Here is a 23,589-nt window from a genome sequence, read left to right as displayed (position 1 = left end):
CGATGCGCTGGCTACGAGTGGCGCGCAGCCCGCTCGGCCTGACCGCGACGGTCCTGATGGTGACGCTGCTCGCGCTGGCCGCGATCGGCCCGCTGGTGTGGGGCTCGGACGCGGACGTCGTCGACACCGATCAGATCCTCGCGCCGCCCTCGGCCGAGCACTGGGCCGGGACGGACAACCTCGGCCGGGACATCCTGCTGCGGGTGCTGGTCGCCGCGCGCCTGTCGATCGTGCTCGCGCTGCTGGCCACCGTGCTCGCGGTCGTCACCGGTGCGCTGCTCGGCGCCGCGCCGTTCCTGCTCGGCAAGCGCTCCGGCCGGATCGTGACCGCGGGCGTCAACATCGCGGTCGCGTTCCCCGGCATCCTGCTGGCCCTGTTCTTCGCGGTCGTGTTCGGCGTCGGCGCCACCGGCGCGGTGCTGGCGATCGGGCTCGCCGGCGCGCCGTCGTTCGCGCGCCTCACCCAGACGCTCGTCGCCGAGGTCGAGGCCCGTGACTACGTCGCGGCCGCGCGCACGGTGGGGGTCGGCCGGTTCCGGATCCTGCTCCGCCACGTCCTGCCGAACATCGCCGAGCCGCTGGTCGTCAACGCCACGATCGGCGCGGGCGGCGCGCTGCTGTCGTTCGCCGGGCTCTCGTTCCTCGGCCTCGGCGTGCAGCCGCCCGCCTACGACTGGGGTCGCCTGCTCTTCGACGGGATCGGCACGCTCTACGTCAACGCCGCGGCGGCGCTGGCGCCCGGTGCGGCGGTGGTGCTGGCCGGCCTGGCGTTCAACTTCTTCGGCGAGTCCGTCGCCAAGGGGCTGGGGGTCCCGGCCGACGCCCGGCTGCGCCCGCTCGTGCGGAAGAAGCGGGTGAGCACGCCCGGGAGCGACCCGGACGTGGTGCTCGACGTGCGTGACCTCGAGGTGACGCTGGCCGGGCCGGCCGGTCCGGTCCGGCCGGTCCGCGGCGTCACGTTCCAGGTCCGCCGCGGTGAGGCCGTCGGCATCGTCGGCGAGTCCGGGTCCGGCAAGTCGATGACCGCGCTCGCCGTCACCAAGCTGATCGCCGACCACGGCCAGGTCGACGCGGCCCGGCTGGAGTTCCTCGGCGACGACCTGCTCGGCCCGCGCACCGCGCAGCAGCGGCGCACGCTCGGCACCAAGCTGGCCATGGTCTTCCAGGACCCGATGACCGCGTTCAACCCGACCAGGCGGATCGGCGCCCAGCTCGCCGAGGTGGCGACCCACCACCAGAGACTGACGCGCCGGGACGCGATGACCCGCGCGGTGGACCGGCTGGGCGCGGTGCAGATCCCCGACCCGACGAGCCGCGCGCGCCTCTACCCGCACGAGTTCTCCGGCGGGATGCGCCAGCGGGCGATGATCGGCATGGGGCTGATGAACGCCCCGGCGCTGATCGTGGCCGACGAGCCCACCACCGCGCTCGACGTCACCGTGCAGCAGCAGGTGCTCGACCTGCTCGCGACGATCCGCGAACAGGACGGCGCGGCGCTGATGCTGATCAGCCACGACGTCGCGGTGATCGGGGACGTCTGCGACCGGGTGCTGGTGATGTACGCCGGCCGGATCGTCGAGGAGCTGCCGACCGGCGTCAAACCGCTGCACCCCTACACCCGGGCGTTGATGGACGCGGTGCCCGACATGGCCACCGACCTGTCGTTGCCGCTCGCGACGATCCCGGGCCGGCCGATCGACCCCGCCGACGTGCCGCCCGGCTGCGCGTACGCGGCCCGGTGCCCGCTCGCCGACGACCACTGCCGGACCGTGGACCCACCGCTGGCCGAGCACGGGACCGGGCACCGGGTGGCCTGCTGGCACGCCGGGGAGGAACTGCCATGAGTGAACTGCGGTTCGAGGACGTCACGGTCCGGTACGGCAAGCACACCGCCGTCGACGGCGTCAGCCTGACCGTGCCCGACGGCGCGGTGATCGGGCTGGTCGGGGAGTCCGGGTCGGGCAAGTCCACGCTGGCCCGCGCGGCGGTCGGCCTGGCGCCGCTGGCCGGTGGCCGGATCACGCTGGACGGGGCCCCGATCCCGACCCGGGGCCGGCGTCCACTGCAGATGGTCTTCCAGGACCCCTACTCGTCGCTGGACCCGCGGATGACGATCGGCGCGACGATCGCCGAGGCGATGCCCCGGGGCGTCGACCGGCGGGCCGGCGTCGCGCACCTGCTCGAACAGGTGCACCTGGATCCCTCGACCGCCAGATCGCTCCCGTCGCGGCTCTCCGGCGGCCAGCGTCAGCGCGTCGCACTGGCCCGCGCCCTCGCGGCCGACCCGCGGGTGATCATCGCCGACGAGATCACCTCCGCGCTCGACGTCTCCGTCCAGGGCGCGGTGCTCAACCTCGTCCGGGAGCTGGCCGGTCTGTCGATGCTGTTCATCTCCCACAACCTCGCGGTCGTCCGGTACGTCGCCTCGCACGTCGCGGTGATGCGCCACGGCCGGCTCGTCGAGCACGGCCCCACCGCCCAGGTGCTGGCCGCGCCCGGGCACGACTACACCCGCGAACTTCTCGCCGCCGTACCCGGCCGAAGGAGCAAACCGTGAACATCGCCGATGTGGTGGTTCCGTCCCAGCCGGCGCTGTCGGCGGACGGCACCCTGGTCGCCTACGTGCTGCGCACGATCGACACCGAACACGACCGCAACGTCGACCAGCTCTGGCTGGTCGGCACCGACGGCGGCACCCCGCGCCGGCTCACCAACGGCCCGGCCGACACCGCGCCGAGCTGGGCACCCGACGGCCGCCGCCTCGCGTTCCTCCGCGACGGGCAGCTCGCCGTGCTCGACCTCGACGGGGGAGAGCCCGAGCGGCTGACCGACCTGCCGCGGGGCGCCGGTGCGCCGCGCTGGAGCCCGGACGGCACCCGCCTGGCGTTCGTCGCGCCGGTCGGCGACACCGGCGGACCGATGGTCAGCGACGGCCTCGACTACCAGGCCGACGGGGCCGGCCTCTACGGCGCGGTGCGGCGTCACCTGCACGTCGTCGACGTCGCGAGCGGGGACGTGCGCCGGCTCACCGACGGTGCCCAGGACGTCGGCGCGGTGGCCTGGTCGCCGGACTCCGCGACGCTCGCGTTCACGCAGCGGCACGGGGCCGACAGCGACCTGCGTCACCGCACGCCGGTGTTCCTGCTCGACGTCGACGCCGCCCACGCCCGGCCCCGCCTGCGTGCGTTCGCCGACGGCGTGGCCGCCACCGTGGGCTGGGCCGGCTCCGCGCTGCTGGTGACCGGCTGGACCGGCGACCCGCGCGGGCACGCCCGCCTCTACCGGGTCGACGACGAGGTGACCGAGCTCGCCGCCGACGTGGACCGCAACGTCATGCCCGGCGCGCCGGCCTACCCCGGCGGGTTGCCGCACGCCGCCGACGGCCGGGTCTACTTCTGCCTGCGCGACCACGGCTGCACCCACCTCTGGTCGGTCGCGCTCGACGGCGGCGACGCCCGCCCGGTCGTCGACGGGGCCGGCCGGGTCGTCTCCGGCCTCTCGATCGCCGCCGGCCGCGCCGCGATCACGCTGGCGACGCCGACGTCGTACGGCGAGATCGTGGTCGTCGACCTGGCCACCGGCGCCGAGACCGCGCTCACCGCCAACCAGGTGGAGCTGCACCGTCGCGAGGAGCGGTGGTTCTCGATCTCCGACGGCACCCGGGTGCAGGCCTGGCTCCTGCGCGATCCGGCCGCGACCGGCCCGCAGCCGCTGGTGCTCGACATCCACGGCGGCCCGCACAACGCGTGGAACGCCGCCGCCGACGAGATGCACCTCTACCACCAGGACCTGGTCGACCAGGGCTGGGCCGTGCTGCTGATCAATCCGCGCGGCAGCGACGGCTACGGCGAGGCGTTCTACGACAGCATCAACGGTGGCTGGGGCCTGGCCGACGGGGCCGACTTCCTGGAGCCGATCGACCAGCTCGTCGCCGAGGGCTTCGCCGACGCCGACCGGCTCGCGGTCACCGGCTACAGCTACGGCGGGTTCATGACCTGCTGGCTGACCGCGCACGACTACCGGTTCGCGGTCGCGGTGGCCGGCGGCACGGTCAGCGACCTGGTGAGCATCAGCGGCTCCAGCGACGACGCGCACTTCCTCAGCGTCTACGAGCTCGGCGGCGCGCCCTGGCAGAAGCCGGCCGAGTACGCCGCGATGTCGCCGCTCACCCACGTCGCCGACGTCCGCACGCCGACGCTGCTGCTCCACGGCGCCGACGACCTGACCTGCCCGGTCGGCCAGGCCCAGCAGTGGCACACCGCGCTGCGCCAGCTGGGCGTCCCGACCCGGCTGGTCGTCTACCCGGGGGCGTCGCACGCGTTCGTCCTGCTCGGCCCACCGTCGCAGCGGGTCGACTACGGCCGCCGGCTCGTCGACTGGATCACCGAGCACACCACCGGCCGGGCCCGCGTCGACGCCGCCCACTGGCAGCAGCGGCTCGCCCGGCTCGCCGACCGGCACCGGGTGCCGGGCGCGCAGCTCGGCATCCTCTCCGGCGACCAGCTGGTCGAGCTCGCCCACGGTGTCCTGCACACCGGCACCGGCGCGCCCGTGCGCACCGACTCGGTGTTCCAGATCGGTTCGATCACCAAGGTCTGGACCGCCACCGTCGTGATGGGACTGATCGACGAGGGCGCGCTGACGCTCGACACGCCGGTCGCCGAGATCGTGCCCGAGCTGCGCCTGGCCGACCCCGAGGTGACCAAGGCGGTCACCGTGCGGCACCTGCTCACCCACACCAGCGGCATCGACGGCGACGTGTTCACCGACACCGGGCGCGGCGACGACTGCATCGAGAAGTACGTCGAGCTGCTCGAGGAGGTCGGGCAGAACCATCCGCTCGGCGTCACGTTCTCCTACTGCAACTCCGGGTACTCGCTGCTCGGCCGGGTCATCGAGAAGGTCACCGGTCTGACCTGGGACCAGGCGCTGCGCGAGCGGCTGTTCACGCCGCTCGGGCTGACCGGCACCAGCACGCTGCCCGAGGAGGCGCTGCTCTCCTCGGCGGCGGTCGGTCACCACGACGGCACGCCGGTGCGTACCTGGATGCTGCCCCGCGCGATCGGGCCGGCCGGGCTGATCAACTCCACCGCGGCCGACGTGCTGGCGTTCGCCCGCGCGCACCTGACCGGCGGGCTGATCAGCGCCGGGAGCGCGGCCGAGATGGCCGCGTTCCAGGCCGACCTGCCGGACAAGCAGATCCTCGGCGACTCGTGGGGCCTCGGCTGGATCCGGTTCGACTGGGACGGCCACCGGCTGATCGGCCACGACGGCACGACGCTGGGCCAGGCCGCGTTCCTGCGGATCCTGCCCTCGGCGGGGCTGGCCGTCGTGCTGCTCACCAACGGTGGCCACGGCCGCGACCTGTACGAGGAGCTGTTCCGGGAGATCTTCGGCGAGCTCGCCGGCGTCCGCGTGCCGCGGCCGTTCGCGCCCGGGACCTACGACGGCGACGTGACGCCCTACGTGGGCACCTACGAGCGGGCCGGGGTGCGCATGGAGGTCGAGGCCGACCCGCCGCGGCTGCGCACGACGATCATCGGGCCGCTCGCCGAGCTGGAGCCCGACACCGTCGACGAGTACACGCTGGTGCCCGCGGGCCCGGCCGTGTTCGCGGTGAAACCACCGGAGGCGGAGAACTGGATGCCGGTCACCTTCTACACCCTGCCCACCGGCGAGCCGTACCTGCACTTCGGCGTGCGGGCGACCCCGAAGGTCGGCTGATGGCCGACCTCCGGGACATGCTCGCCGACGCGCGTGCGCTCATCGAGTGCGAGTCGCCCTCCGCCGACCTGGCCGCGGTCGCGCGGTCGGCCGAGGTCGTCGCCGAGGTCGGCGCCGGCATCCTCGGTGCCGCGCCGGAGCGGATCGTGATCGACGGCCGCACCCACCTGCGCTGGCGGCTCGGCTCGTCCGAACCGCGCGTGCTGCTGCTCGGCCACCACGACACGGTGTGGCCGGTCGGGACGCTCGCCGCCCGCCCGTTCGCGGTGGAGAGCGGCATCCTGCGCGGACCCGGCTGCTTCGACATGAAGATCGGGCTGGTCATGGCGTTGCACGCCGCCGCGGGCCTGGACGGCGTCACGCTCCTGGTGACCGGCGACGAGGAGATCGGCTCGCCGAGCTCACGCACGCTGATCGAGGAGGAGGCCAAGGCGGCGGTCGCCGCGCTGGTGCTGGAGGCGTCCGTGGAGGGACACCTCAAGACCGAGCGCAAGGGCGTCTCGCTCTACGAGGTGCGGGTGGCCGGACACGCCGCGCACGCCGGCCTCGAACCGGAACGCGGCGTCAACGCCACCGTCGAGCTGGCCCACCAGGTGCTCGCGGTCTCCGCGCTCGCCGATCCGGCGGCCGGGACGACGGTCACGCCCACGGTCGCGCAGGCCGGCGTCACCACCAACACCGTCCCGGCGGCCGGTACGTTCGCCGTCGACGTCCGGGCGTCGAGCGTGACCGAACAGGAACGGGTCGACCGGGCGATGCGGTCGCTGTGGACGGTCGACGAGGACGCGCGGATCGAGACCGCGGGTGGGGTCAACCGGCCGCCGCTCGAAGCGTCGGCCTCCGACCGGCTCTACGAGACGCTGTGCCGGATCGCGGTGGCCCGCGGCCTGCCGGTGCCCGGGCGGGCCGCGGTCGGCGGCGCGTCCGACGGGAACTACACCGCCGGTGTCGGCACCCCCACCCTGGACGGGCTCGGCGCGGTCGGCGGCGGCGCGCACGCCGACGACGAGCACGTCCTGATCGGTGAGATCTCCCCGCGGACCGCGCTGCTGCGCGCACTGGTCGAGCACCTGCTGGTGGCCGAACGATGAGGAGCGAGAACGTCGTGACCGATCACCCGACGCAGACGGCGGAGGCCGCCGCGCACAAGGCCGGCGTCGTGGTGCGTGAGCTCACCGACATGGTCCGCATCACCGAGGCGGTCGACCTGCTCGCGTCCATCTGGGGCCGCGCCGCGAGCCCGCCGGTGACCGCCGAGCTGATGCGTGCCTTCAGCAAGGCCGGCAACTACGTCACCGGCGCGTTCGACGACGACACGCTGGTCGGCGCGTGCGTCGCGTTCTTCCACGAGCCGGCCGGCAGCGCACTGCACAGCCACATCGCCGGGGTGTCGCGGGGCGCCGCCGGCCGGGGCGTCGGCTTCGCGCTCAAGCTGCACCAGCGCGCGTGGGCACTGCAGCGCGGGGTCGCCGACATCGTCTGGACGTTCGACCCGCTGGTGGCGCGCAACGCCTACTTCAACCTGGGCAAACTCGGGGCCCGTCCGGCCGAGTACCTGCCGAACTTCTACGGCGCGATGACCGACGCGATAAACAACGGCGAGGACTCCGACCGGCTGCTGGTGCACTGGCGGCTGCGTGAGTACGACGACGAGCGGCCGGTCACGCCGCCCGACGCGGTGGTGTCGCTGGGCATCGGCGAGGACGGCGGCCCGCTGCCGTCCCCGGCCGACGGCCCGGTGCACCTGGTCGCGGTGCCCCGGGACATCGAGGCGATCCGGGCCGCCGACCCGGCGCTGGCGGGGCGCTGGCGGCTCGCCGTGCGCGAGGCCCTGGTCGGCCGGATCGAGGGTTTCGACCCGGCCGGTTTCTACGTGGTGCGGAGGGAATCGTGAAGCTGACCGGCGTCCAGTTGCGGCGCATCTCCATGCCCTTGGTGTCCCCGTTCCGGACGTCGTTCGGCACCCAGACCACCCGCGAGCTCCTGCTCGTCGGCGTGGTCGGCGACGACGTCGAGGGCTGGGGCGAGTGCGTGGCGATGGCCGACCCGCTCTACTCCCCGGAGTACCTCGACGCGGCCGCCGACGTGCTGCGCCGCTTCCTGGTGCCGGCCGTGCGCGCCGCCGGTTCGGTCACCGCGCCGGACGTCGCCCGGGTGCTGTCGCCGTTCAAGGGCCACCAGATGGCCAAGGCGGCGCTCGAGATGGCCGTCCTCGACGCCGAACTGCGGACCGGCGGCCGGTCGTTCGCGCGTGAGCTCGGCGCGGTGCACGACCGGGTCCCGTGCGGGGTGTCGGTCGGGATCATGGACAGCATCCCGCAGCTGCTCGACGCGGTCGGTGGCTACCTCGACGAGGGCTACGTCCGGATCAAGCTCAAGATCGAGCCCGGCTGGGACGTCGAGCCGGTCCGCGCGGTCCGCGAGCGCTTCGGCGACGACGTGCTGCTCCAGGTCGACGCCAACACCGCGTACTCGGTGGGCGACGCGCGCCACCTGGCCCGGCTCGACCCGTTCGACCTGCTGCTGATCGAGCAGCCCCTGGACGAGGACGACATCCTCGGGCACGCCGAGCTGGCCCGCCAGATCACCACGCCGGTGTGCCTGGACGAGTCGATCACCTCGGCCCGGGCCGCGGCGGCGGCGATCCGGCTGGACGCCTGCCGGATCGTCAACATCAAACCGGGGCGGGTCGGCGGGTACCTCGAGGCCCGCCGGATCCACGACGTGTGCGTCGCGCACGGCGTCCCGGTCTGGTGCGGGGGCATGCTCGAGACCGGCCTCGGGCGGGCGGCGAACGTCGCGCTCGCCGCGCTGCCCGGTTTCACGCTGCCCGGCGACACGTCCGGCTCCGGGCGCTACTACGCCGCCGACATCACCGAACCGTTCGTCCTGCGCGACGGTCACCTCGACGTGCCGACCGGCCCCGGGCTCGGCGTCGTACCGGTACCCGACCGGCTGGACGAGGTGACGACCTCGATCGAGTGGCTCCCGGGTTAACGTGAGCAGGTGCGGCCACGCGTGAACCTCGGACGGGTCGTCGACGACCTCGGTGCCACGCTGCTGGAACACGCGTACGGCGAGGTCGATCGACCGGAAGAGATCCGCGCCGTGGTCTTCTACGACGTGCTGGACCAGCCGGTCCTGCCGGCCGACGCGCTGGTGCTGGGCATCGGCGTCGACGCCTCGCCCGCGCTGCTGCGCGCGCTCGGGACGCAGAACGCCGCCGCGCTCGTCGTCCGCGCGCCGGTCGAGGTCACCGACGAGCTGCGTGCCGCGGTCGACGACACCGGGGTCACCGTGCTGGGCCTGCGTCGCGGCGCGTCCTGGGGGCACCTGAGCGACCTGCTGCGTTCCCTGCTCGCGCCCGGCGCCGACGACGGCCCCGCGGACGAGGCCCTGCTCGGCGGCCTGCCGGCCGGTGACCTCTTCGCGGTCGCCAACGCGATCGGGGCGCTGCTGGACGCGCCGGTGACGATCGAGGACCGCTCGTCCCGGGTGCTGGCGTTCTCCGGCCGGCAGGACGAGGCCGACTCGTCCCGGGTCGACACGATCCTCGGGCGGCAGGTGCCCGAGCGCTACGCCCGGGTGCTGCACGAGCGCGGTGTCTTCCGGGAGCTGCTCCGGGGCGACCAGCCGGTCTACGTCGAGCCGATCCCGGACCGGATCAACGGGTTCAGCATGCCCCGGGTCGCGATCTCGGTGCGCGCCGGCGACGAGGTGCTCGGCTCGATCTGGGCCGCGGTGCCCGGGCCGCTCACCGAGGAGCGCAGCGCGGCGCTGCGCGAGGCGGCCAACCTGGTCGCGCTGCACCTGCTGCGCATCCGCGCCGGCGCCGACGTGCAGCGCCGCATGCGCGCCGACCTGCTCAACACCGCGCTCGAGGGCGGGCACGGTGCCCGCGAGGCGCTGGAGCGGCTCGGCCTGTCCAGCCAGCCGCTGCTCGTGCTCGGGGTGGCGCTCGACGAACGCGACGACGCCGACAGCGCCGGCGTCATCCAGGACCGGCAGGGCCTCAGCGACGCGTTCGCGCTGCACCTGAACGCGGTGCACCCGCGGGCGGTCGCGGCCGCGATCGGCGCGGTGACCTACGGGCTGCTGCCGATGACCGGGGTACCGGAGAAGGCCGAGACCCGGGCGGTGCGCATCCTGCAGGGCTTCCTCGACCGGGTGGGTGGCCGGCTGCCGTCGATCACCGCGGTGGGGCCGGTGGCCCGTGGCCTGTCCGACGTGGCCCGCAGCCGGTCGAGCGTCGACCGGGTGCTGCGGGTGCTGCGCGACGGCCGGCCGGACCGGCGGATCGGCCGGTTCGACGAGCTCCAGGGCGAGGCGCTGGTCTCCGAGCTGCGTGAGCTGGCCGCCGCCCGGGACGAGAAGCCGGCCGGTGCGCTGGCCCGCCTGGCCGACTACGACCGCGAGCACCGCGGCAACCTGGTCGAGACGCTGCGCGCGTGGCTCGACGCGTTCGGCGACTCGGTGCTCGCCGCCGAGTCGGTCGGCGTGCACCAGAACACGTTCCGCTACCGGCTGCGCCGGGTGGCCGAGGTCGGCCAGTGCGACCTGACCGACCCCGACCAGCGCTTCGGGTTGATGGTGCAGGTGCGGGTACTGGGCGCGGCGCGCTCGTAGGGCCCGCGGGGTGTCGTTCGCTGACTAACGGTTGACATAACAAGCCCAGATGGTGGCCCTGTGTGCGGGGAAGGGCCGAACACTCAGAGCCGCGCCGAATAGAAGCGCACCACGTACCGCTCGATCCGGGCCGCCAGGTCGGCCAGCGTCGACGCGGCGGGGTGGCCCGGGTTCCACGCACACGCCAGCCGGACGCTGACCGGCGCGCCGTCCGCCGCGACGACGGCGAGCGGCACCAGGCCGTACCGCGCGTCGTCGGAGACCACCGCGACGCCCCGCCCGGCCGCCGCGAGGGCCTGCGCGACCGTGCCGTTGCTCGCCTCGATCGTGGCCGGCACCCCGATCGCCCGGTCGAAGGCGTCCCGGGCCGGGTGCCCGGCCGGGAGCAGGATCAGCGGCTCCCCGGCGAGCGCGGCGGCCTCGACCGTCCCGGCCGGAGCCCCGCTCGCCCCGGCTGCGTCGTGGGGGACCGGCGGGCCGGCTGCGTCGCGGGGGACCGGCGGGCCGGCTGCGTCGCGGGGGACCGGCGGGTCGGTCGCGTCGCGGGGGACCGGCGGGTCGGTCGCGTCGCGGGACACCGCCGGTGCCAGGGCGTGCCCGGGCGGCACGTAGGCCCAGACCGGCAGCGGTGGCAGCGGGTGGAAGCTCCGTCGCCGGTCCGGGGGCTCGGCGGTGATCACCAGGTCGGCGCCGCGGCGCAGGGCGTCGTCGAGGGTGTCGCCGTCGGACACGAACACGGCGGGCACCGGGTCGTCGGGGGTGAGCGTCACCAGGAACGGCGAGACCACGTCGGTGAGCGTGGTCGTCGGCGCGGCGATCGTGACGTGCGTCAGCCGCCCGCGTGCCTGCAGTTCGGCCGCGACGCGCAGATCTTCGGCGCGGGCCAGCAGGCGGCGTGCGTGCGGCAGGAGCGCGTGCCCGGCGGGGGAGAGGCGCAGCCGGCCGTGGGCCCGTTCGAACAGGTCCACGCCGAGGTCCTGCTCGAGCGCGCGGAGCTGGCGGGAGAGGGAGGGTTGCGCCACCCGCACGGCGTCGGCGGCGGCGCTGACGGTCCCGGCCTCGGCGACCGCGACGAAGTACGCCACCCACCGCAGGTCCAGGCTAGGCCTCATAGGCATCAACACTATGAGAAGCAAGTATTGGACAACATAGGTGGCGCTGCCGAGCATGGAAGGATGTCTGATCTGATCGACGTCCTGGACCCCTCCCGTGGACTGCTGATCGGTGGTGAACGCCGTCGCGGCGGCTCCGGCCGGTTCGACGTGCAGGACCCCGCGTCCGGCCGGGTCGTGGCCTCGGTCGCCGACGCGGACGTCGCCGACGCGACCGCCGCGGTGGACGCCGCCGCGGCCGCGTTCGACGGCTGGGCCGCGCTCGCGCCCCGCGCCCGCTCGGAGATCCTGGCCCGCACCCACGCGCTGATGCTGCGCGACGCCGACGACCTGGCGACGCTCATCGCGCTGGAGAACGGGAAGTCGCTCAGCGACGCCCGCGGCGAGGTCGTCTACGCCGCGGAGTTCTTCCGCTGGTTCGCCGAGGAGGCCGTCCGCACCGGCGGCGACTTCGGGTCCTCGCCCGCCGGTGGCACCCGCACGATCGTCACGCACCGCCCGGTGGGCGTGGCGGCGCTGGTGACGCCGTGGAACTTCCCGGCCGCGATGGCCACGCGCAAGATCGCGCCCGCGCTGGCCGCCGGGTGCACGGTGGTGCTCAAGCCCGCCGCGGAGACCCCGCTGACCGCGATCGCCGTCGTGCGGCTGCTCGCCGAGGCCGGGGTGCCCGACGGCGTCGTGAACCTGGTGCCGACGACCGACGCCGGGGGTGTCGTCGGCACCTGGCTGGCCGATCCGCGGGTCCGCAAGATCTCGTTCACCGGCTCCACCCGGGTCGGGCAGCTGCTGCTCAAGCAGGCCGCGGACCGGGTCGTGAACGCGTCGATGGAGCTCGGCGGCAACGCCCCGTTCGTCGTCACCGCCGGCGCGGACCTGGACGCGGCGGTCGACGGCGCGATGATCGCGAAGTTCCGGGGCGGCGGGCAGGCCTGCACGGCCGCGAACCGGTTCTTCGTCCACGCGTCCGTCGCCGACGAGTTCGTCGCCCGGTTCGCCGCGCGGGTCTCGGCGCTGACCGTCGGACCGTCGGACACCGGCGCGGAGATCGGCCCGCTGATCTCCGCGGCGGCGGTCACGAAGATCACCACGCTCGTCGACGACGCGATCGGCGCCGGTGCCCGGGTGGCCGCGTCGGCTCCGGCGCCGTCGACCGGGTGGTTCTACGCGCCCACGGTGCTGACCGACGTGCCCGCCGACGCGGCGATCCTCGGAGAGGAGATCTTCGGCCCGGTCGCGCCGATCGTCACCTGGACCGACGAGGACGACCTGCTCCGCCGGGTCAACGCCACCGAGGCCGGCCTGGCCGCCTACGTCTACGCCGGCGACCTCGGCCACGCCCTGCGCCTGGCCGAGCGGATCGACGCCGGCATGGTCGGCGTCAACCGTGGCCTGGTGTCCGACCCGGCGGCCCCGTTCGGCGGCACCAAGCAGTCCGGCCTGGGTCGCGAGGGCGCCCGCGCGGGCATCGAGGAGTTCCGCGAGACCCAGTACTTCTCCGTCGCCTGGTGAGCGTCACCTCGCCGTGGGCACGGTGAGCGTCACCTCGCGGTGGGGCGCACGGTGGCCCGCCAGCAGGTGATGTCCCAGGAGTCGGCGCCGGTCGAGTCGCGGAAGCCGTGCCCGAGGCCGGTGGCGAACGTCAGCGACCGCTGGTCGGTGACGTAGTACCAGATCCGCAGGATCGCCCGCTCCGGCACCGGGACGTAGTACTGCACCCGGCGCAGCGTCTCCGGCGGACTCGCGGTGAACGGATCCTCGATCAGCTCCCGCGCCTGCGGCGGAAGGTATTCGCGCAGGTCGAGAACCTCCGACCGGCGCCGGTTGTGCGGCGGCGCCGGCTCCGGGCTCTCCACCACCCGCGCCCGCTGGATCGACGCCGGATCCAGCGGCACGGTCGTCAGACGGTTCGCGAGCCGCCCGTCCGCGCCCATCGTGGGTTCCGCGACGATCAGCGCGTGGGTGCCGAGCACCGTCACCGCCGGCCGCCGATCGGAACCCGGCGACGCCCACCATTCCAGGATCGTGCCCGCCCGGACGTTGATCCGAGCCTTGACGCTCTCACCCAACCGGTCCCAGAGCTGCTCGGGCGTGGCGACCGCCGCCACCCCGAAGTCAGGCGTGTTTCGTGACACTAACTTCTCCCCGTGTGTCCACGGGTCGCGGAGCGACCCGAACGCACACTATCCACAAGGGAAAATCGGCGGGTTTGTTCGGTTGTCGCTCGACGATCCTCAGCGGTCCCTTTCCGGCGTGCCCCGGTGCGCCGGAGCGGGTCCGCTTCGGTTCTCCGGGAAGTGGTCCCCTTCGAGGTGCCGCGGGCAGGCCGGAACGGGACCGCTTCCGAGCCGCGCGGATAGGGTCCGCCGGGACGCCAGCGAGCACGCCCGCGCCGAGGAATCGCGGCTCGAGGCCCTCCCGTTCGTCGTCCACGCGCTCGGCCGCCCCCAGCGCCGATACACCCTCACGGACCGGGGGTGCGCGCGGTCCCGGCTGCACCACCAGCCTCTCGGCGACGATCCCCGCACGCCCAATACACCCCCTTCGACCCGGACCAACCCTCACCAACCCGGCCCCCGCCACCGGCCCACCCCCGCGAACCGACCGCGAGACACCGCACCCACCCCCACGTCCTTGAACCCACCGCCCCGACGTCGCATTGTGTTAACAACACAGCCAGCCGCGATTCTCTGAATTCTCAGCACATTGTCCGGTGGGTCGCTCCTTCCTAGCCTCAGTCCATGGCCTCGACCCCCACGGGGCCAGTCGACCCGAAGGACGACACATGACCAGGAAACATTTCCGGGCGTCCGCGGTGGTCGCCATGTCTGCGGTCACCGCGGTGACGCTCGCGGCGTGCGGTGGCAACACGGCGACGAACGACGATCCGGCCAACTTCGTCTCGGGCGGCACGTTCACCATCGCGCTCAACGAGGATCCGGGCAGCTTGTCGCCGCTCACGGGGGTTTCCCTCGTCCAGCGCGCGCTCGTTCCGTACGCCTACGACTCCCTGGTGGCCCTCAGCAAGGAGGGTGAGGCCAAGCCCTGGCTCGCGGAGAGCTGGAAGGCGACGCCCACCTCGATCACCTACACCCTCAAAGACGGCGTGACCTGCGCGGACGGCACCCCGTTCAGCGCCGCGACCGCGGCGAACAACATCAAGTACCAGGCCGACGCCAAGAACGGCACGTTCTGGCACGGCTCGACGATCACCGCCGACATGACCGCGACATCGAGCGGTAACACGCTGACGATCACCAGCAAGACGAACAATCCGTTCCTGCTGACGTCGACCGGCACGATCGAGATGGTCTGCCAGGCGGGCCTGGACAAGCCCGACTCGCTGAAGAACGCCACCAACGGCACCGGGCTGTTCACGCTCTCCTCGGCCACCGGCGGCAGCGAGTACACCTACACCAAGCGCACCGACTACAAGTGGGGCCCGGACGACGTCACCAGCGACACCAAGGGCCTGCCCGACAAGGTCGTCGGCAAGGTCGTCACCAGCGAGTCGACGTCGGCGAACCTGCTGCTCTCCGGCGGCCTCAACGCGGTGACGATCGCCGGGCCCGACCGCGACCGCGTCGAGGCGGCGGGCAAGAAGTCGCAGGGCGTGCCGAACCCGCTCGGCGAGATGCTGTTCAACGAGCGGAAGAACCGACCGACGGCCGACGTGCGCGTGCGCCAGGCCCTCACGCTCGGCCTCGACCGCAAGACGGTCGGCGAACTGGTCACCAACGGCCACTACGACGAGATGACGTCGCTCGTCGTGCAGTCGCCGCAGCTGTGCGTCGCCGGTGGCCCGAAATGGACCCTGCCGCCCGCGGACGCGGCGAAGGCCGGTCAGCTGCTCGATCAGGCCGGCTACCCGAAGGGCACCGGCGGTATGCGGGCCAAGGACGGGAAACCGCTGGTCATCCGGTTCCTCTACGATGCGGGCACACCGAGCCACGCGGCCGCGGCGGAAGAGGTCCAGGCCCAGTGGAAGAAGATCGGCGTCGACACGAAGCTCGTCGCCGAGGATCCCAACGGCTGGTCGACCGACCTCTACCAGACCTACGACTGGGACACCGGCTTCATCCAGCTGGCCCCCGGCACGCCCGTCGTGCTGAGCCTGTTCTTCCTCGGCGCCACCAGCGAGAAGGGCGGCTACAACTTCATGGACGTGCAGAACGAGAAGTACAACGGCATCGCGCGCCAGGCGATGACCGCGGCCGACCCGGAGGCCGCCTGCGACCTGTGGCAGAGCGCCGAGAAGGAGCTCATCGACCGGGTCGACGTCTACCCGCTGGCGCAGACGGACTCGCCGATCTTCTTCAGCGGCGCGACGGCCGAGGTGCTCTGGGGCATCCGGCCGACGTCGATCCGGATGCTGGGCTGAGCCGATGACCCTTCCCCCGAGCGTGACGACGGTCGACCCGAAGGACGTTCGGGGGGAGGTGCTGCGCTCGTTCGTCTCCTCGCCCCGGCTCGCGTTCGTGCTGCGACGGCTGGGCCGGGCCGTGATCTCGTTGCTCATCGTGCTGGTCGCGTCGTTCTTCATGGTGCAGTTCGTGCCGGGCGACCCGGTGCGCGCGGCCCTCGGGCCCACCGCGCCGGTCGCGACCGTCGACGCGCTGCGCGACCAGCTCGGGCTCGACCAGCCGCTGTGGTCGCAGTTCACCCACTACGTCAGCGGGTTGCTGCACGGCGACCTCGGCACGTCGATCACGTCCGAACGGTCGGTCGCCGAGACCCTCGGCGAGCGGCTCCCGACCACGCTGACACTCGCGTTCCTCGCGTTCGTCGTCGCCGCGGTCGGCGCGTTCCCGATCGGCGTCGCGACGGCCGTGTCCGCGCGCGCCGGGCGTCGCCGCGCCGTCGACCTCGGTGTGTCCGGGCTGCTCGGCGTGCTGATCGCGATCCCGAACTTCCTGCTCGCGGTGCTGCTCGTCGCGGTGTTCAGCATCGGTCTGCGCGCGTTCCCGCCGGCCGGGTGGGGCGAGCCGAGCCAGGCCGTGCTGCCGGTGCTCGCGCTCGCGGTCGGGCCGCTCGCGTACCTGGCCCGGATCGTGCACGTCGAGATGCTGCGGGTGCTCGACGCGCCCTACCTGACCACCGCGCGGAGCAAACGGCTGCCCGGCCGGCTGCTGTACCTGCGTCACGCGTTGCCGAACATCGTCGCGGCGACGCTCACCGCGGGCGGCGTCGTGCTGGTGGGGCTGGTCGCGGGCACGGTGCTGGTCGAGACCGTGTTCACGGTGCCCGGGATCGGGTCGACGATCGTCTCGTCGATCACCGCGAAGGACTACCCGCTCATCCAGGGCCTGGTGCTGGTGTACGCGCTGCTGGTGCTCGGGGTGAACCTGCTGATCGACCTGGCCCTCGTGGTGCTCGATCCCCGTTCGACGATCGCGGAGGCGTGAGCATGCTGCGTACGTTCCGGAGCCCGCAGGGCGTCGCGGTGCTCGTCGGCCTGCTCGTCGTCGTGCTCGCGACGGCGCTCGGGCCGACGTTCTTCGGTGACGCCGCCACCACCCGCGACATCGCGAACCGGCAGGCGCCGGCGAGCCTCGGGCACCTGTTCGGCACCGACCCGCTCGGCCGCGACCTCCTCGCGCGCACGGTCGTCGCCACCCGCCTCTCGGTGCTGCTCACGCTGGGCGCGGTGGGCATCTCGGTCGGCGGCGGGGTGGTGCTGGGCGTGATCGCGGCCGTGCTGCCGCGGTTCCTGCGCCGGATCGTCACCGCGTTCATCGACATCCTGCTGTCGTTCCCCTGGCTGCTGCTGGCGCTGTTCTTCTCGGTGATCTGGGGCGCGACGTCGACCGGCGCCATGCTGGCGATCGGGTTCGCCGGCATCCCGGTGTTCGCGCGGCTGGTGTCGACGCTGGCGTCGTCGGTCGCGAACACCGACTACGTGCACGCCGCCCGCCTGCTGGGCAGTTCGCCGCTGCGCACCGCCACCCGGCACGTGCTGCCGAACATCCTGCCGCCGATGATCGTCAACACCGCCGCGCACGCGTCGGTCACGCTGCTCTCGTTCGCGGCGCTGTCGTTCCTCGGGCTCGGCGTGCAGGCCCCCGAGTACGACTGGGGCCGCCTGCTCAACGAGGGCTCGAAGCAGATCTACGTGGAGCCGATGGCGGCGATCGGGCCGGGCATCGCGATCGTGCTCACCGGGGTGCTGTTCTCGCTGCTCGGTGAGCTGCTGAGCGAGTCGGGCCCGCGCCGGGTCCGGGCGGCCCGCCCGGCCGAGGTGGCGGAGGCCACCACGAACGACGAGAACGCGGTCGTCGACGTCGAGCGGTTGCGCATCTCGTTCCGGAGCGACGACGGGTCGCTGACCGAGCGGGTGCACGGCGTGGATCTCCGGATCGCGCCCGGCGAGGTCGTCGGCATCGTCGGCGAGTCCGGTTCGGGCAAGTCGGTGACCGCGATGGCGGTGGCCGGGCTGCTCGGCCCGGAGGCGCTGGTCGAGAGCGAGCGGCTCCGGTTCCGGGGCATCGACATGCGGACCCGCCCGTCGGCGGCCGAGCGGCGCACGCTCGGCCTGGAGCAGGCGATGATCTTCCAGGACCCGCTGTCGTCGCTGAACCCGGCGCTGACCGTCGGGCGGCAGCTCACCGAGGCCAGCGAGGTCCACGCCGGCCAGAAGCGGGGCGCGGCGACGAAACGGGCGCTCGAGGCGATGGCGCTGGTGCGCATTCCGGAACCGCTCCAGCGGATCAGGCAGCTGCCGCACGAGTTTTCCGGCGGCATGCGTCAGCGCGCGATGATCGCGATGGGGCTGATGGGCTCGCCCCGGCTGATCATCGCCGACGAGCCGACGACCGCGCTCGACGTCACCGTGCAGCGCCAGGTGCTGCGTGCGCTGGCCGACGCCCGGGAGCGCACCGGGGCCGCGATCCTGCTCATCTCGCACGACATCGCGCTGGTCAGCGGCTTCTGCGACCGGGTCGTCGTGATGCGCGACGGCGCGATCGTCGAGCAGCTGGCGGTCGGCGACCTGGACAAGGCCGAGCATCCCTACACCCGGGGCCTGATCGACTGCGTCCCCGACATGACGACCGACCGGGACCGGCCCCTGCCGGTGATCGGGGTCGCCGCCGCGGAAGAGGTGCCGGTGTGAGCGAGCTGGTGTTCGACCACGTCACGGTGCGGTTCCGCCACCACACCGCGGTCGACGACGTGTCGCTGGTCGTGCGTTCGGGCACCACGCACGGGCTGGTGGGCGAGTCCGGCTCCGGGAAGTCGACGTTGGCGCGCGTCGCCGTCGGCCTCGAACGGGCCGACCTCGGCACGGTCCGGCTGGACGGTGTCGACCTCGGCCGGGCGGCGCGGGCCCGGCGCAAGGTCCAGATGATCTTCCAGGACCCGTTCGCGGCGCTCGATCCGCGCATGCCGGTGGGCGCGTCGGTGGCCGAGGGCCTGCTCGCCACCGACCGGAAGTGGAGCCGCGCCGACCGCGCGACACGCGTCCGCGAACTGCTCGACCTCGTGCACATCGACCCGGCACGGGCCTCCGAACGGCCGGCCCGCTTCTCCGGGGGGCAGCGGCAACGCCTCACGATCGCGCGTGCGCTGGCCGCCGAGCCCGCGGTGCTGGTCGCCGACGAGATCACGTCCGCGCTCGACGTCAGCGTGCAGGGCGTCGTGCTGAACCTGCTCCGCGAGCTGCAGGCGGAGCTCGACCTGACGATGCTGTTCATCTCCCACAACCTCGCGGTCGTGCGTTACGTGAGCGACGACGTGACCGTGCTGCGCGGCGGGCGCGTGGTCGAGCAGGGCGCCACCGACGCCGTGCTCGCCGACCCCGCCGACCCGTACACCCGTGAGCTGCTGCGGTCGATCCCGGTGCTGGGCCGGCCGCTGGACCTGGAGGCCTGATGCCGACCGTCACCACCGCGCCGGGCGTCACGATCCACTACGAGACCGACGGTGACCCGGCCGGGAAGCCGCTCGTGCTCGTGCACGGCGGCGGCGCGCAGCTCATCGGCTGGGCCGACGAGTTCGTCGCGATGCTGGTCGGAGCCGGGTTCCACGTGATCCGGCCCGACAACCGCGACGTGGGCCTGTCCCAGCAGACCGGCGGACCCGACGACCTGACCGCGACCTATGACATCTCGGACATGGCCGCGGACGTGGTCGCGCTCCTCGACCACCTCGGGATCGAACGCGCGCACCTCACCGGCATGTCGCTCGGCGGCTACATCGTGCAGCTGGTCGCGATCGAGCACCCGGAGCGCGTCGCCAGCCTCGGGTTGATGTCGACGTCACCGTCGAGCGAACCGGAGTTCCTGGTCGGCGCCCACGGCGACGGGCAGCCGGTCACCACACCGCCGGAGCTGCTCGACCGGGACGCGTACGTCACGATGTTCGTGAACGGGCAGCGGGGCTGGCACTCGCCCGGCTTCCCGTTCGACGAGGACGAGTCGAGGGCGCTCGCCGCCCGCTACTACGACCGGGTCTACCGCCCCGACGGGCTGGTCCGGCAGTGGAACGCGATGCTCAACGGCCCGCTGGAGCGCCGCGAGGCCCTGCGGAAGGTCGACGTGCCCGCGGTGGTCATCCACGGCCGGGGCGACGGGACGCTGCACTGGCGGGCCGCGACCGCGTTCGCCGAGCTCCTGCCCCAGGCCGAGATCCTCCTCTTCGAGGGCATGGGCCACGACGTGCCCCGGGAGCTGTGGCCGGACTTCGTGCGCGGGATCGCGCGGGCGGCGTCACGCGCTCAGTAAGCGCACCCGGCACGCCAGCTCCACCGCGAAGCGCGTGTCGGGGTCGTCGAGGTCCAGGTGCAGCACCTCACGCACCCGCTTGAGCCGGTACCCGACGGCGTTCGGGTGCAGGTTGAGCTCACGGCCGGCGTGGGCGAGCGAGTTGCGGTGCGCGAGGTAGGCCAGCAGCGTCTGCACCGCCGTGTGCGCCCGCTCGGGCCCGAGCGCGTCCAGCGGGTGCAGGATGTCGGTCAGCAGGCTGCGGCTGGTGGGGGAGGCGTAGACGTCGAGCAGCACCCGGCGCAGCCCGGTGACGTCGGTCAGCTCGACGCCGCCGAACCGCCCGGCGGCGATCGCCGTCTCGGCCGCGATCCGCGCCTCGGCGGCCGAGGAGCGCAGCCCGGTCGCGCCGCTCTGCGGGGTGCCGAGGCCGAGCGTGTACTCCCAGCCGTCCCCGGCCAGGGTGCGCGCGTACTCCTGGATCCGCTCGGCCACCCCGCGCAGCCGCCGCTGGTGGTCGCCCGCGCCGTGCTCCTCGGTGCTGACCAGGATCAGGTCGTCCTGCACGAACGCGACGTGCCACAGCTCGTCCCGCCCGTCGACGAGCTGCAGCGCGAACAGTTCCAGCGCGGGCTGCAGGCTGCGCGGCGCCCGCGCCTCCGGGTTGGCCAGCCCCACCGGGATCAGCCACCCGGCGACGTGCGAGAGCTGCAGCGGGAGCCCGAGCCGGGCCGCCTGCCCGACGAACCCCTCCACCCGGGAGGACTCGGCCAGCACCAGCTCGACGATGAGGTCGGCGCGCGACTGGGTGGGCGCGAACCGGTCGGTGATGCGGCGCTGCGCGACCCGCGACAGCAGCGACGCGATGACCGGGAGCGCGAGCGCCGCGGCCGGGTCGGACGCCCCGACCAGCCGCCCGATCGGCACCTCGCCCACGCACACCGCGTCGGCGGCCGACCACGGCACGTTCGCGGCCTCGCTCAGCGTCAGCTCCGCGCCGAGCGCCCGGTTCGCGGCGGCGAGGATGCTCTCCGGGGTGCAGTCGTGGCGCGCGGCCGCCTCGGTGGCCTTCTCGATGCCGTGCGTGGCCCGCATGATGGCTTCCGACGCGCCACCGGACAGGAGCCGGTCGACGGCGAGCGCGAGATCCGCGGGCTTGGTGCCCGGCGCCGCGAACACCGGGACGCCACCCCGCTTCGCCAGCGCCACCGCCGTCTCCGGCAGCGCCAGCGTGGTGGTGAACACCAGGCCGGCCAGCCGGCGGGCGCTCGCCTGGCGCAACGCGACGTCGAGGCGGTACGGCGCCGGGTGCGCCTCGCCCGGCACGATGACCAGGGTGTCGGCCGGCATCGTGCTCAGCAGGTCCAGCGGCGTCACGTCGACGCGCGCGACCGCACGCTCGTCGGCCGGGCCGGCGCTGTGGCTCAGGCCGAGCCGCTCACCGTGTCCCAGGAGGTCGAGGACCGTCAGTTGTGCCATTGGCACAGTGTCACCAGATTCTCTGGGTCAGCGGACCATTTCTGCGATTCCCGGCCGGCCATATCGTGAGCGCATGCTCATCACTGACCGGGTTCCGGCCGTCGCGGTCTCCGACGTGGCCGCGCTCGCGGCCGGTGCGGCGATCTTCGGCACCGGGGGCGGCGGAGCCGTCTACACCACCCAGATCGTCGCCGAAGCCGCGCTGGCCGACAACGGGCCGGTCGAGCTCGTGACCGTCGACGACCTCGGCCCCGACGACCTCGTCATCTCGATGTCGGGCATCGGCGCGCCGACCGTCGGCATCGAGATGCTCTCCTCGGCGGGCCAGATCGAGCTGCTGGTGCGCGAGGCGGAGGCGGCGGCCGGTCGTCCGATCACGACGCTGATGGCCGCCGAGATCGGCGGCAGCAACGGCGTCGGGCCGGTCGGCTGGGCCTCGCGCCTCGGGCTCAAACTGCTCGACGCCGACGGCATGGGCAGAGCCTTCCCCGACGCCGCGATGGTCGCGATGAACGTCGCCGGGGTGCCGTGCGACTTCTCCGTGCTCAGCGACGTCGTCGGCAACGTGTCGGTGCTCAAGACCGTCGACCTGCACTGGCTCGAGCGCCACGCGCGTGCACTTACCGTCGCCAGCGGCTCGATCTGCCTCGGCGTGCACTACCCGCTGACGCACGAGACGGCACGCGGCGCGGTCATCGAGGGCACGGTCAGCGCGGCGATCCGGGTCGGGCACGCGCTGCTCTCGTCGCCGGAGCCGGTGGCCGCGGTCGCCGCGGCGCTCGGCGGGACGATCCTGCTCACCGGCAAGATCGCCGACCTCGACCGGCGCACCGAGGGCGGCTTCGCCCGCGGTTCGGTGACGATCGCCGGCACCGGCGCCGACCGCGACCGGCTCCAGCGCATCGAGCTGCAGAACGAGAACCTGATCGTGCTCGAGGACGGCGAGGTCCTGGTCAGCGTGCCGGACAACGTGACGATCATCGACGCCGAGACCGGCCACGCGATCACCACCGAGATGCTCCGCTACGGCCAGCGCGTCTCGGTGCTGGCCTGGGCGTGCGACCCGATCTGGCGCAGCGCGCGCGGCCTGGAGCTCGCCGGGCCGCAGGCGTTCGGCTACGACCTGACCTACACCCCGTTCGGAGGCTCCCGGTGACCCGCGATCTCGCTCTCGGCGTCGACGTCGGCGGCACGAACACCGACGCGGTCGTGATCGACGGCGCCGGCGCGGTGCTGGCCCACACCAAACAAGCCACCACCGACGACGTCACCGGCGGTATCCGCGCCGCGATCGCCGCGGTGCTGGCGGCGCTCGGCGAGGAACGCTCGCGGGTCTCCCGGGTGATGCTCGGCACCACCCACGCGACCAACGCGATCGTCGCCCGGCGCCACCTCGACCGGGTCGCGGCGATCCGCCTCGGCGCCCCCGCGGCCACCGAGTACCCGCCGCTGCTCGGCTGGCCGGCGGACCTGGCCGGGCTGGTCCTCGCCGACTCCGCGATGGTCGGCGGCGGCCACATGGTCGACGGGACGCCGATCGCCCCGCTGGACCGGGACGCGATCCGGCGGTTCCTGGACCGCAACCGGTTCGACGCGGTCGCCGTCACCGGCATCTTCAGCCCGTCGACGCCCGACCAGGAACTCGAGGTCGCCGACCTCGTCCGGGCCCACCTCGGGCCGGACGCCCGGATCTTCCTGAGCCACGACATCGGCCCCACCGGGCTGCTCGAACGCGAGAACGCCACGGTGCTGAACGCGGCGCTCTACAGCGTCGCCCGCGCGGTGACCGAGGCGCTGCTGACCGTCGTCGCGGAAGAGGGCCTGGACGCCGTCACGTTCTTCGCGCAGAACGACGGCACGCTCATGTCGCTCGACTACGCCGCCCAGTACCCCGTGCTGACGATCGGGTCGGGGCCGGCGAACTCGATCCGCGGCGCCGCGTACCTGTCCGG

At 73.5% G+C, this 23,589-nt stretch carries 17 protein-coding genes and 1 pseudogene; 15 read left to right on the top strand and 3 right to left on the bottom strand.

Features of this window, described 5'->3' with window-relative positions; genetic code table 11:
* Nucleotides 1–2 precede the first annotated feature (2 nt).
* The 7 genes and pseudogenes from ABD437_RS13175 (at nucleotide 3) to ABD437_RS13145 (ending at nucleotide 10,350) form a co-directional block, all read left to right on the top strand.
* Nucleotides 3–1,844: a dipeptide/oligopeptide/nickel ABC transporter permease/ATP-binding protein gene (locus ABD437_RS13175; protein ID WP_344649080.1), complete on the top strand. Its 1,842-nt coding sequence runs from the start codon at nucleotides 3–5 to the stop codon at nucleotides 1,842–1,844.
* Nucleotides 1,841–2,536: pseudogene (locus ABD437_RS13170) on the top strand (ABC transporter ATP-binding protein); the annotation flags it as partial. The gene ABD437_RS13175 and the pseudogene ABD437_RS13170, both read left to right, overlap by 4 nt.
* A gap of 17 nt (nucleotides 2,537–2,553) precedes the next feature.
* Nucleotides 2,554–5,724 carry a serine hydrolase gene (locus ABD437_RS13165; RefSeq protein WP_344649079.1) on the top strand — a complete coding sequence of 1,057 codons (3,171 nt, stop codon included), beginning with the start codon at nucleotides 2,554–2,556 and terminating at the stop codon, nucleotides 5,722–5,724.
* Nucleotides 5,724–6,815, top strand: coding sequence for a M20/M25/M40 family metallo-hydrolase (locus tag ABD437_RS13160; RefSeq protein WP_344649078.1), 1,092 nt, complete (start codon nucleotides 5,724–5,726; stop codon nucleotides 6,813–6,815). Before ABD437_RS13165 ends, ABD437_RS13160 begins: the two co-directional genes overlap by 1 nt.
* Nucleotides 6,812–7,618, top strand: a complete 807-nt coding sequence (locus ABD437_RS13155) for a GNAT family N-acetyltransferase (protein ID WP_425558147.1) — start codon at nucleotides 6,812–6,814, stop codon at nucleotides 7,616–7,618. Before ABD437_RS13160 ends, ABD437_RS13155 begins: the two co-directional genes overlap by 4 nt.
* Nucleotides 7,615–8,721 (top strand): o-succinylbenzoate synthase, encoded by a 1,107-nt coding sequence (gene menC / locus ABD437_RS13150; RefSeq protein WP_344649076.1) that lies wholly within the window; start codon nucleotides 7,615–7,617, stop codon nucleotides 8,719–8,721. Before ABD437_RS13155 ends, menC begins: the two co-directional genes overlap by 4 nt.
* Nucleotides 8,722–8,730: 9 nt before the next feature.
* Nucleotides 8,731–10,350 (top strand): PucR family transcriptional regulator, encoded by a 1,620-nt coding sequence (locus ABD437_RS13145; protein WP_344649075.1) that lies wholly within the window; start codon nucleotides 8,731–8,733, stop codon nucleotides 10,348–10,350.
* A gap of 83 nt (nucleotides 10,351–10,433) precedes the next feature.
* On the opposite strand, the gene ABD437_RS13140 is transcribed toward ABD437_RS13145, so the two are convergent.
* Nucleotides 10,434–11,462, bottom strand: a complete 1,029-nt coding sequence (locus tag ABD437_RS13140) for a LysR family transcriptional regulator (protein ID WP_344649074.1) — start codon at nucleotides 11,460–11,462, stop codon at nucleotides 10,434–10,436.
* Nucleotides 11,463–11,525: 63 nt separating this feature from the next.
* On the opposite strand from ABD437_RS13140, the gene ABD437_RS13135 reads away from it, so the two are divergent.
* Nucleotides 11,526–12,971, top strand: coding sequence for an NAD-dependent succinate-semialdehyde dehydrogenase (locus tag ABD437_RS13135; RefSeq protein WP_344649073.1), 1,446 nt, complete (start codon nucleotides 11,526–11,528; stop codon nucleotides 12,969–12,971).
* 29 nt (nucleotides 12,972–13,000) lie between these two features.
* Here the strand turns inward: ABD437_RS13135 and ABD437_RS13130 are convergent, their stop codons facing one another.
* Complete coding sequence (locus ABD437_RS13130; protein ID WP_344649072.1) at nucleotides 13,001–13,594, bottom strand: hypothetical protein; 594 nt, start codon at nucleotides 13,592–13,594, stop codon at nucleotides 13,001–13,003.
* A gap of 650 nt (nucleotides 13,595–14,244) precedes the next feature.
* Here ABD437_RS13130 and ABD437_RS13125 point away from each other — a divergent pair.
* Genes ABD437_RS13125 through ABD437_RS13105 form a run of 5 tightly spaced genes read left to right on the top strand, consistent with a single transcriptional unit; the run spans nucleotide 14,245 to nucleotide 20,179 of the window.
* Nucleotides 14,245–15,840 carry an ABC transporter substrate-binding protein gene (locus ABD437_RS13125; RefSeq protein WP_344649071.1) on the top strand — a complete coding sequence of 532 codons (1,596 nt, stop codon included), beginning with the start codon at nucleotides 14,245–14,247 and terminating at the stop codon, nucleotides 15,838–15,840.
* Between the two features lie 4 nt (nucleotides 15,841–15,844).
* On the top strand, nucleotides 15,845–16,864 hold the full coding sequence (locus tag ABD437_RS13120) for an ABC transporter permease (protein WP_344649070.1): 1,020 nt from the start codon (nucleotides 15,845–15,847) through the stop codon (nucleotides 16,862–16,864).
* A gap of 2 nt (nucleotides 16,865–16,866) precedes the next feature.
* Entirely contained in the window at nucleotides 16,867–18,570 is a 1,704-nt protein-coding gene (locus tag ABD437_RS13115; RefSeq protein ID WP_344649454.1) for a dipeptide/oligopeptide/nickel ABC transporter permease/ATP-binding protein, read from the top strand.
* Nucleotides 18,567–19,328: an ABC transporter ATP-binding protein gene (locus ABD437_RS13110; protein WP_344649069.1), complete on the top strand. Its 762-nt coding sequence runs from the start codon at nucleotides 18,567–18,569 to the stop codon at nucleotides 19,326–19,328. The genes ABD437_RS13115 and ABD437_RS13110 overlap by 4 nt, the downstream gene beginning before the upstream one ends.
* Nucleotides 19,328–20,179: an alpha/beta fold hydrolase gene (locus ABD437_RS13105; protein ID WP_344649068.1), complete on the top strand. Its 852-nt coding sequence runs from the start codon at nucleotides 19,328–19,330 to the stop codon at nucleotides 20,177–20,179. The genes ABD437_RS13110 and ABD437_RS13105 overlap by 1 nt, the downstream gene beginning before the upstream one ends.
* On the opposite strand, the gene ABD437_RS13100 is transcribed toward ABD437_RS13105, so the two are convergent.
* Nucleotides 20,165–21,637, bottom strand: coding sequence for a PucR family transcriptional regulator (locus ABD437_RS13100; protein WP_344649067.1), 1,473 nt, complete (start codon nucleotides 21,635–21,637; stop codon nucleotides 20,165–20,167). The two genes, ABD437_RS13105 and ABD437_RS13100, sit on opposite strands and share 15 nt — an antisense overlap.
* A 73-nt stretch (nucleotides 21,638–21,710) precedes the next feature.
* On the opposite strand from ABD437_RS13100, the gene ABD437_RS13095 reads away from it, so the two are divergent.
* Together ABD437_RS13095 and ABD437_RS13090 are read left to right on the top strand one after the other, a co-directional pair.
* The gene (locus ABD437_RS13095) at nucleotides 21,711–22,793 is read left to right on the top strand and encodes an S-methyl thiohydantoin desulfurase family protein (protein ID WP_344649066.1); all 1,083 of its coding nucleotides are present in this window, start codon (nucleotides 21,711–21,713) and stop codon (nucleotides 22,791–22,793) included.
* On the top strand, nucleotides 22,790–23,589 hold an 800-nt coding region (locus ABD437_RS13090; RefSeq protein ID WP_344649065.1), incomplete at its 3' end, for a hydantoinase/oxoprolinase N-terminal domain-containing protein. The genes ABD437_RS13095 and ABD437_RS13090, both read left to right, overlap by 4 nt.

Origin of the sequence: Cryptosporangium japonicum, from assembly GCF_039524755.1 — a bacterium.
Lineage (GTDB): Bacteria > Actinomycetota > Actinomycetes > Mycobacteriales > Cryptosporangiaceae > Cryptosporangium > Cryptosporangium japonicum.
The sequence above is the reverse complement of the archived record's forward strand: the minus strand, read 5'-3'. Positions and strand labels throughout refer to the sequence as shown.

Bases quoted from the DNA above. Each gene is read 5' to 3' on its own strand.
- ABD437_RS13175 (WP_344649080.1), top strand. From the start codon at position 3: ATGCGCTGGCTACGAGTGGCGCGCAGCCCGCTCGGCCTGACCGCGACG.
- ABD437_RS13160 (WP_344649078.1), top strand. From the start codon at position 5,724: ATGGCCGACCTCCGGGACATGCTCGCCGACGCGCGTGCGCTCATCGAG.
- ABD437_RS13155 (WP_425558147.1), top strand. From the start codon at position 6,812: ATGAGGAGCGAGAACGTCGTGACCGATCACCCGACGCAGACGGCGGAG.
- ABD437_RS13140 (WP_344649074.1), bottom strand. From the start codon at position 11,462: ATGAGGCCTAGCCTGGACCTGCGGTGGGTGGCGTACTTCGTCGCGGTC.
- ABD437_RS13135 (WP_344649073.1), top strand. From the start codon at position 11,526: ATGTCTGATCTGATCGACGTCCTGGACCCCTCCCGTGGACTGCTGATC.
- ABD437_RS13125 (WP_344649071.1), top strand. From the start codon at position 14,245: ATGACCAGGAAACATTTCCGGGCGTCCGCGGTGGTCGCCATGTCTGCG.
- ABD437_RS13120 (WP_344649070.1), top strand. From the start codon at position 15,845: ATGACCCTTCCCCCGAGCGTGACGACGGTCGACCCGAAGGACGTTCGG.
- ABD437_RS13115 (WP_344649454.1), top strand. From the start codon at position 16,867: ATGCTGCGTACGTTCCGGAGCCCGCAGGGCGTCGCGGTGCTCGTCGGC.
- ABD437_RS13105 (WP_344649068.1), top strand. From the start codon at position 19,328: ATGCCGACCGTCACCACCGCGCCGGGCGTCACGATCCACTACGAGACC.
- ABD437_RS13100 (WP_344649067.1), bottom strand. From the start codon at position 21,637: ATGGCACAACTGACGGTCCTCGACCTCCTGGGACACGGTGAGCGGCTC.
- ABD437_RS13095 (WP_344649066.1), top strand. From the start codon at position 21,711: ATGCTCATCACTGACCGGGTTCCGGCCGTCGCGGTCTCCGACGTGGCC.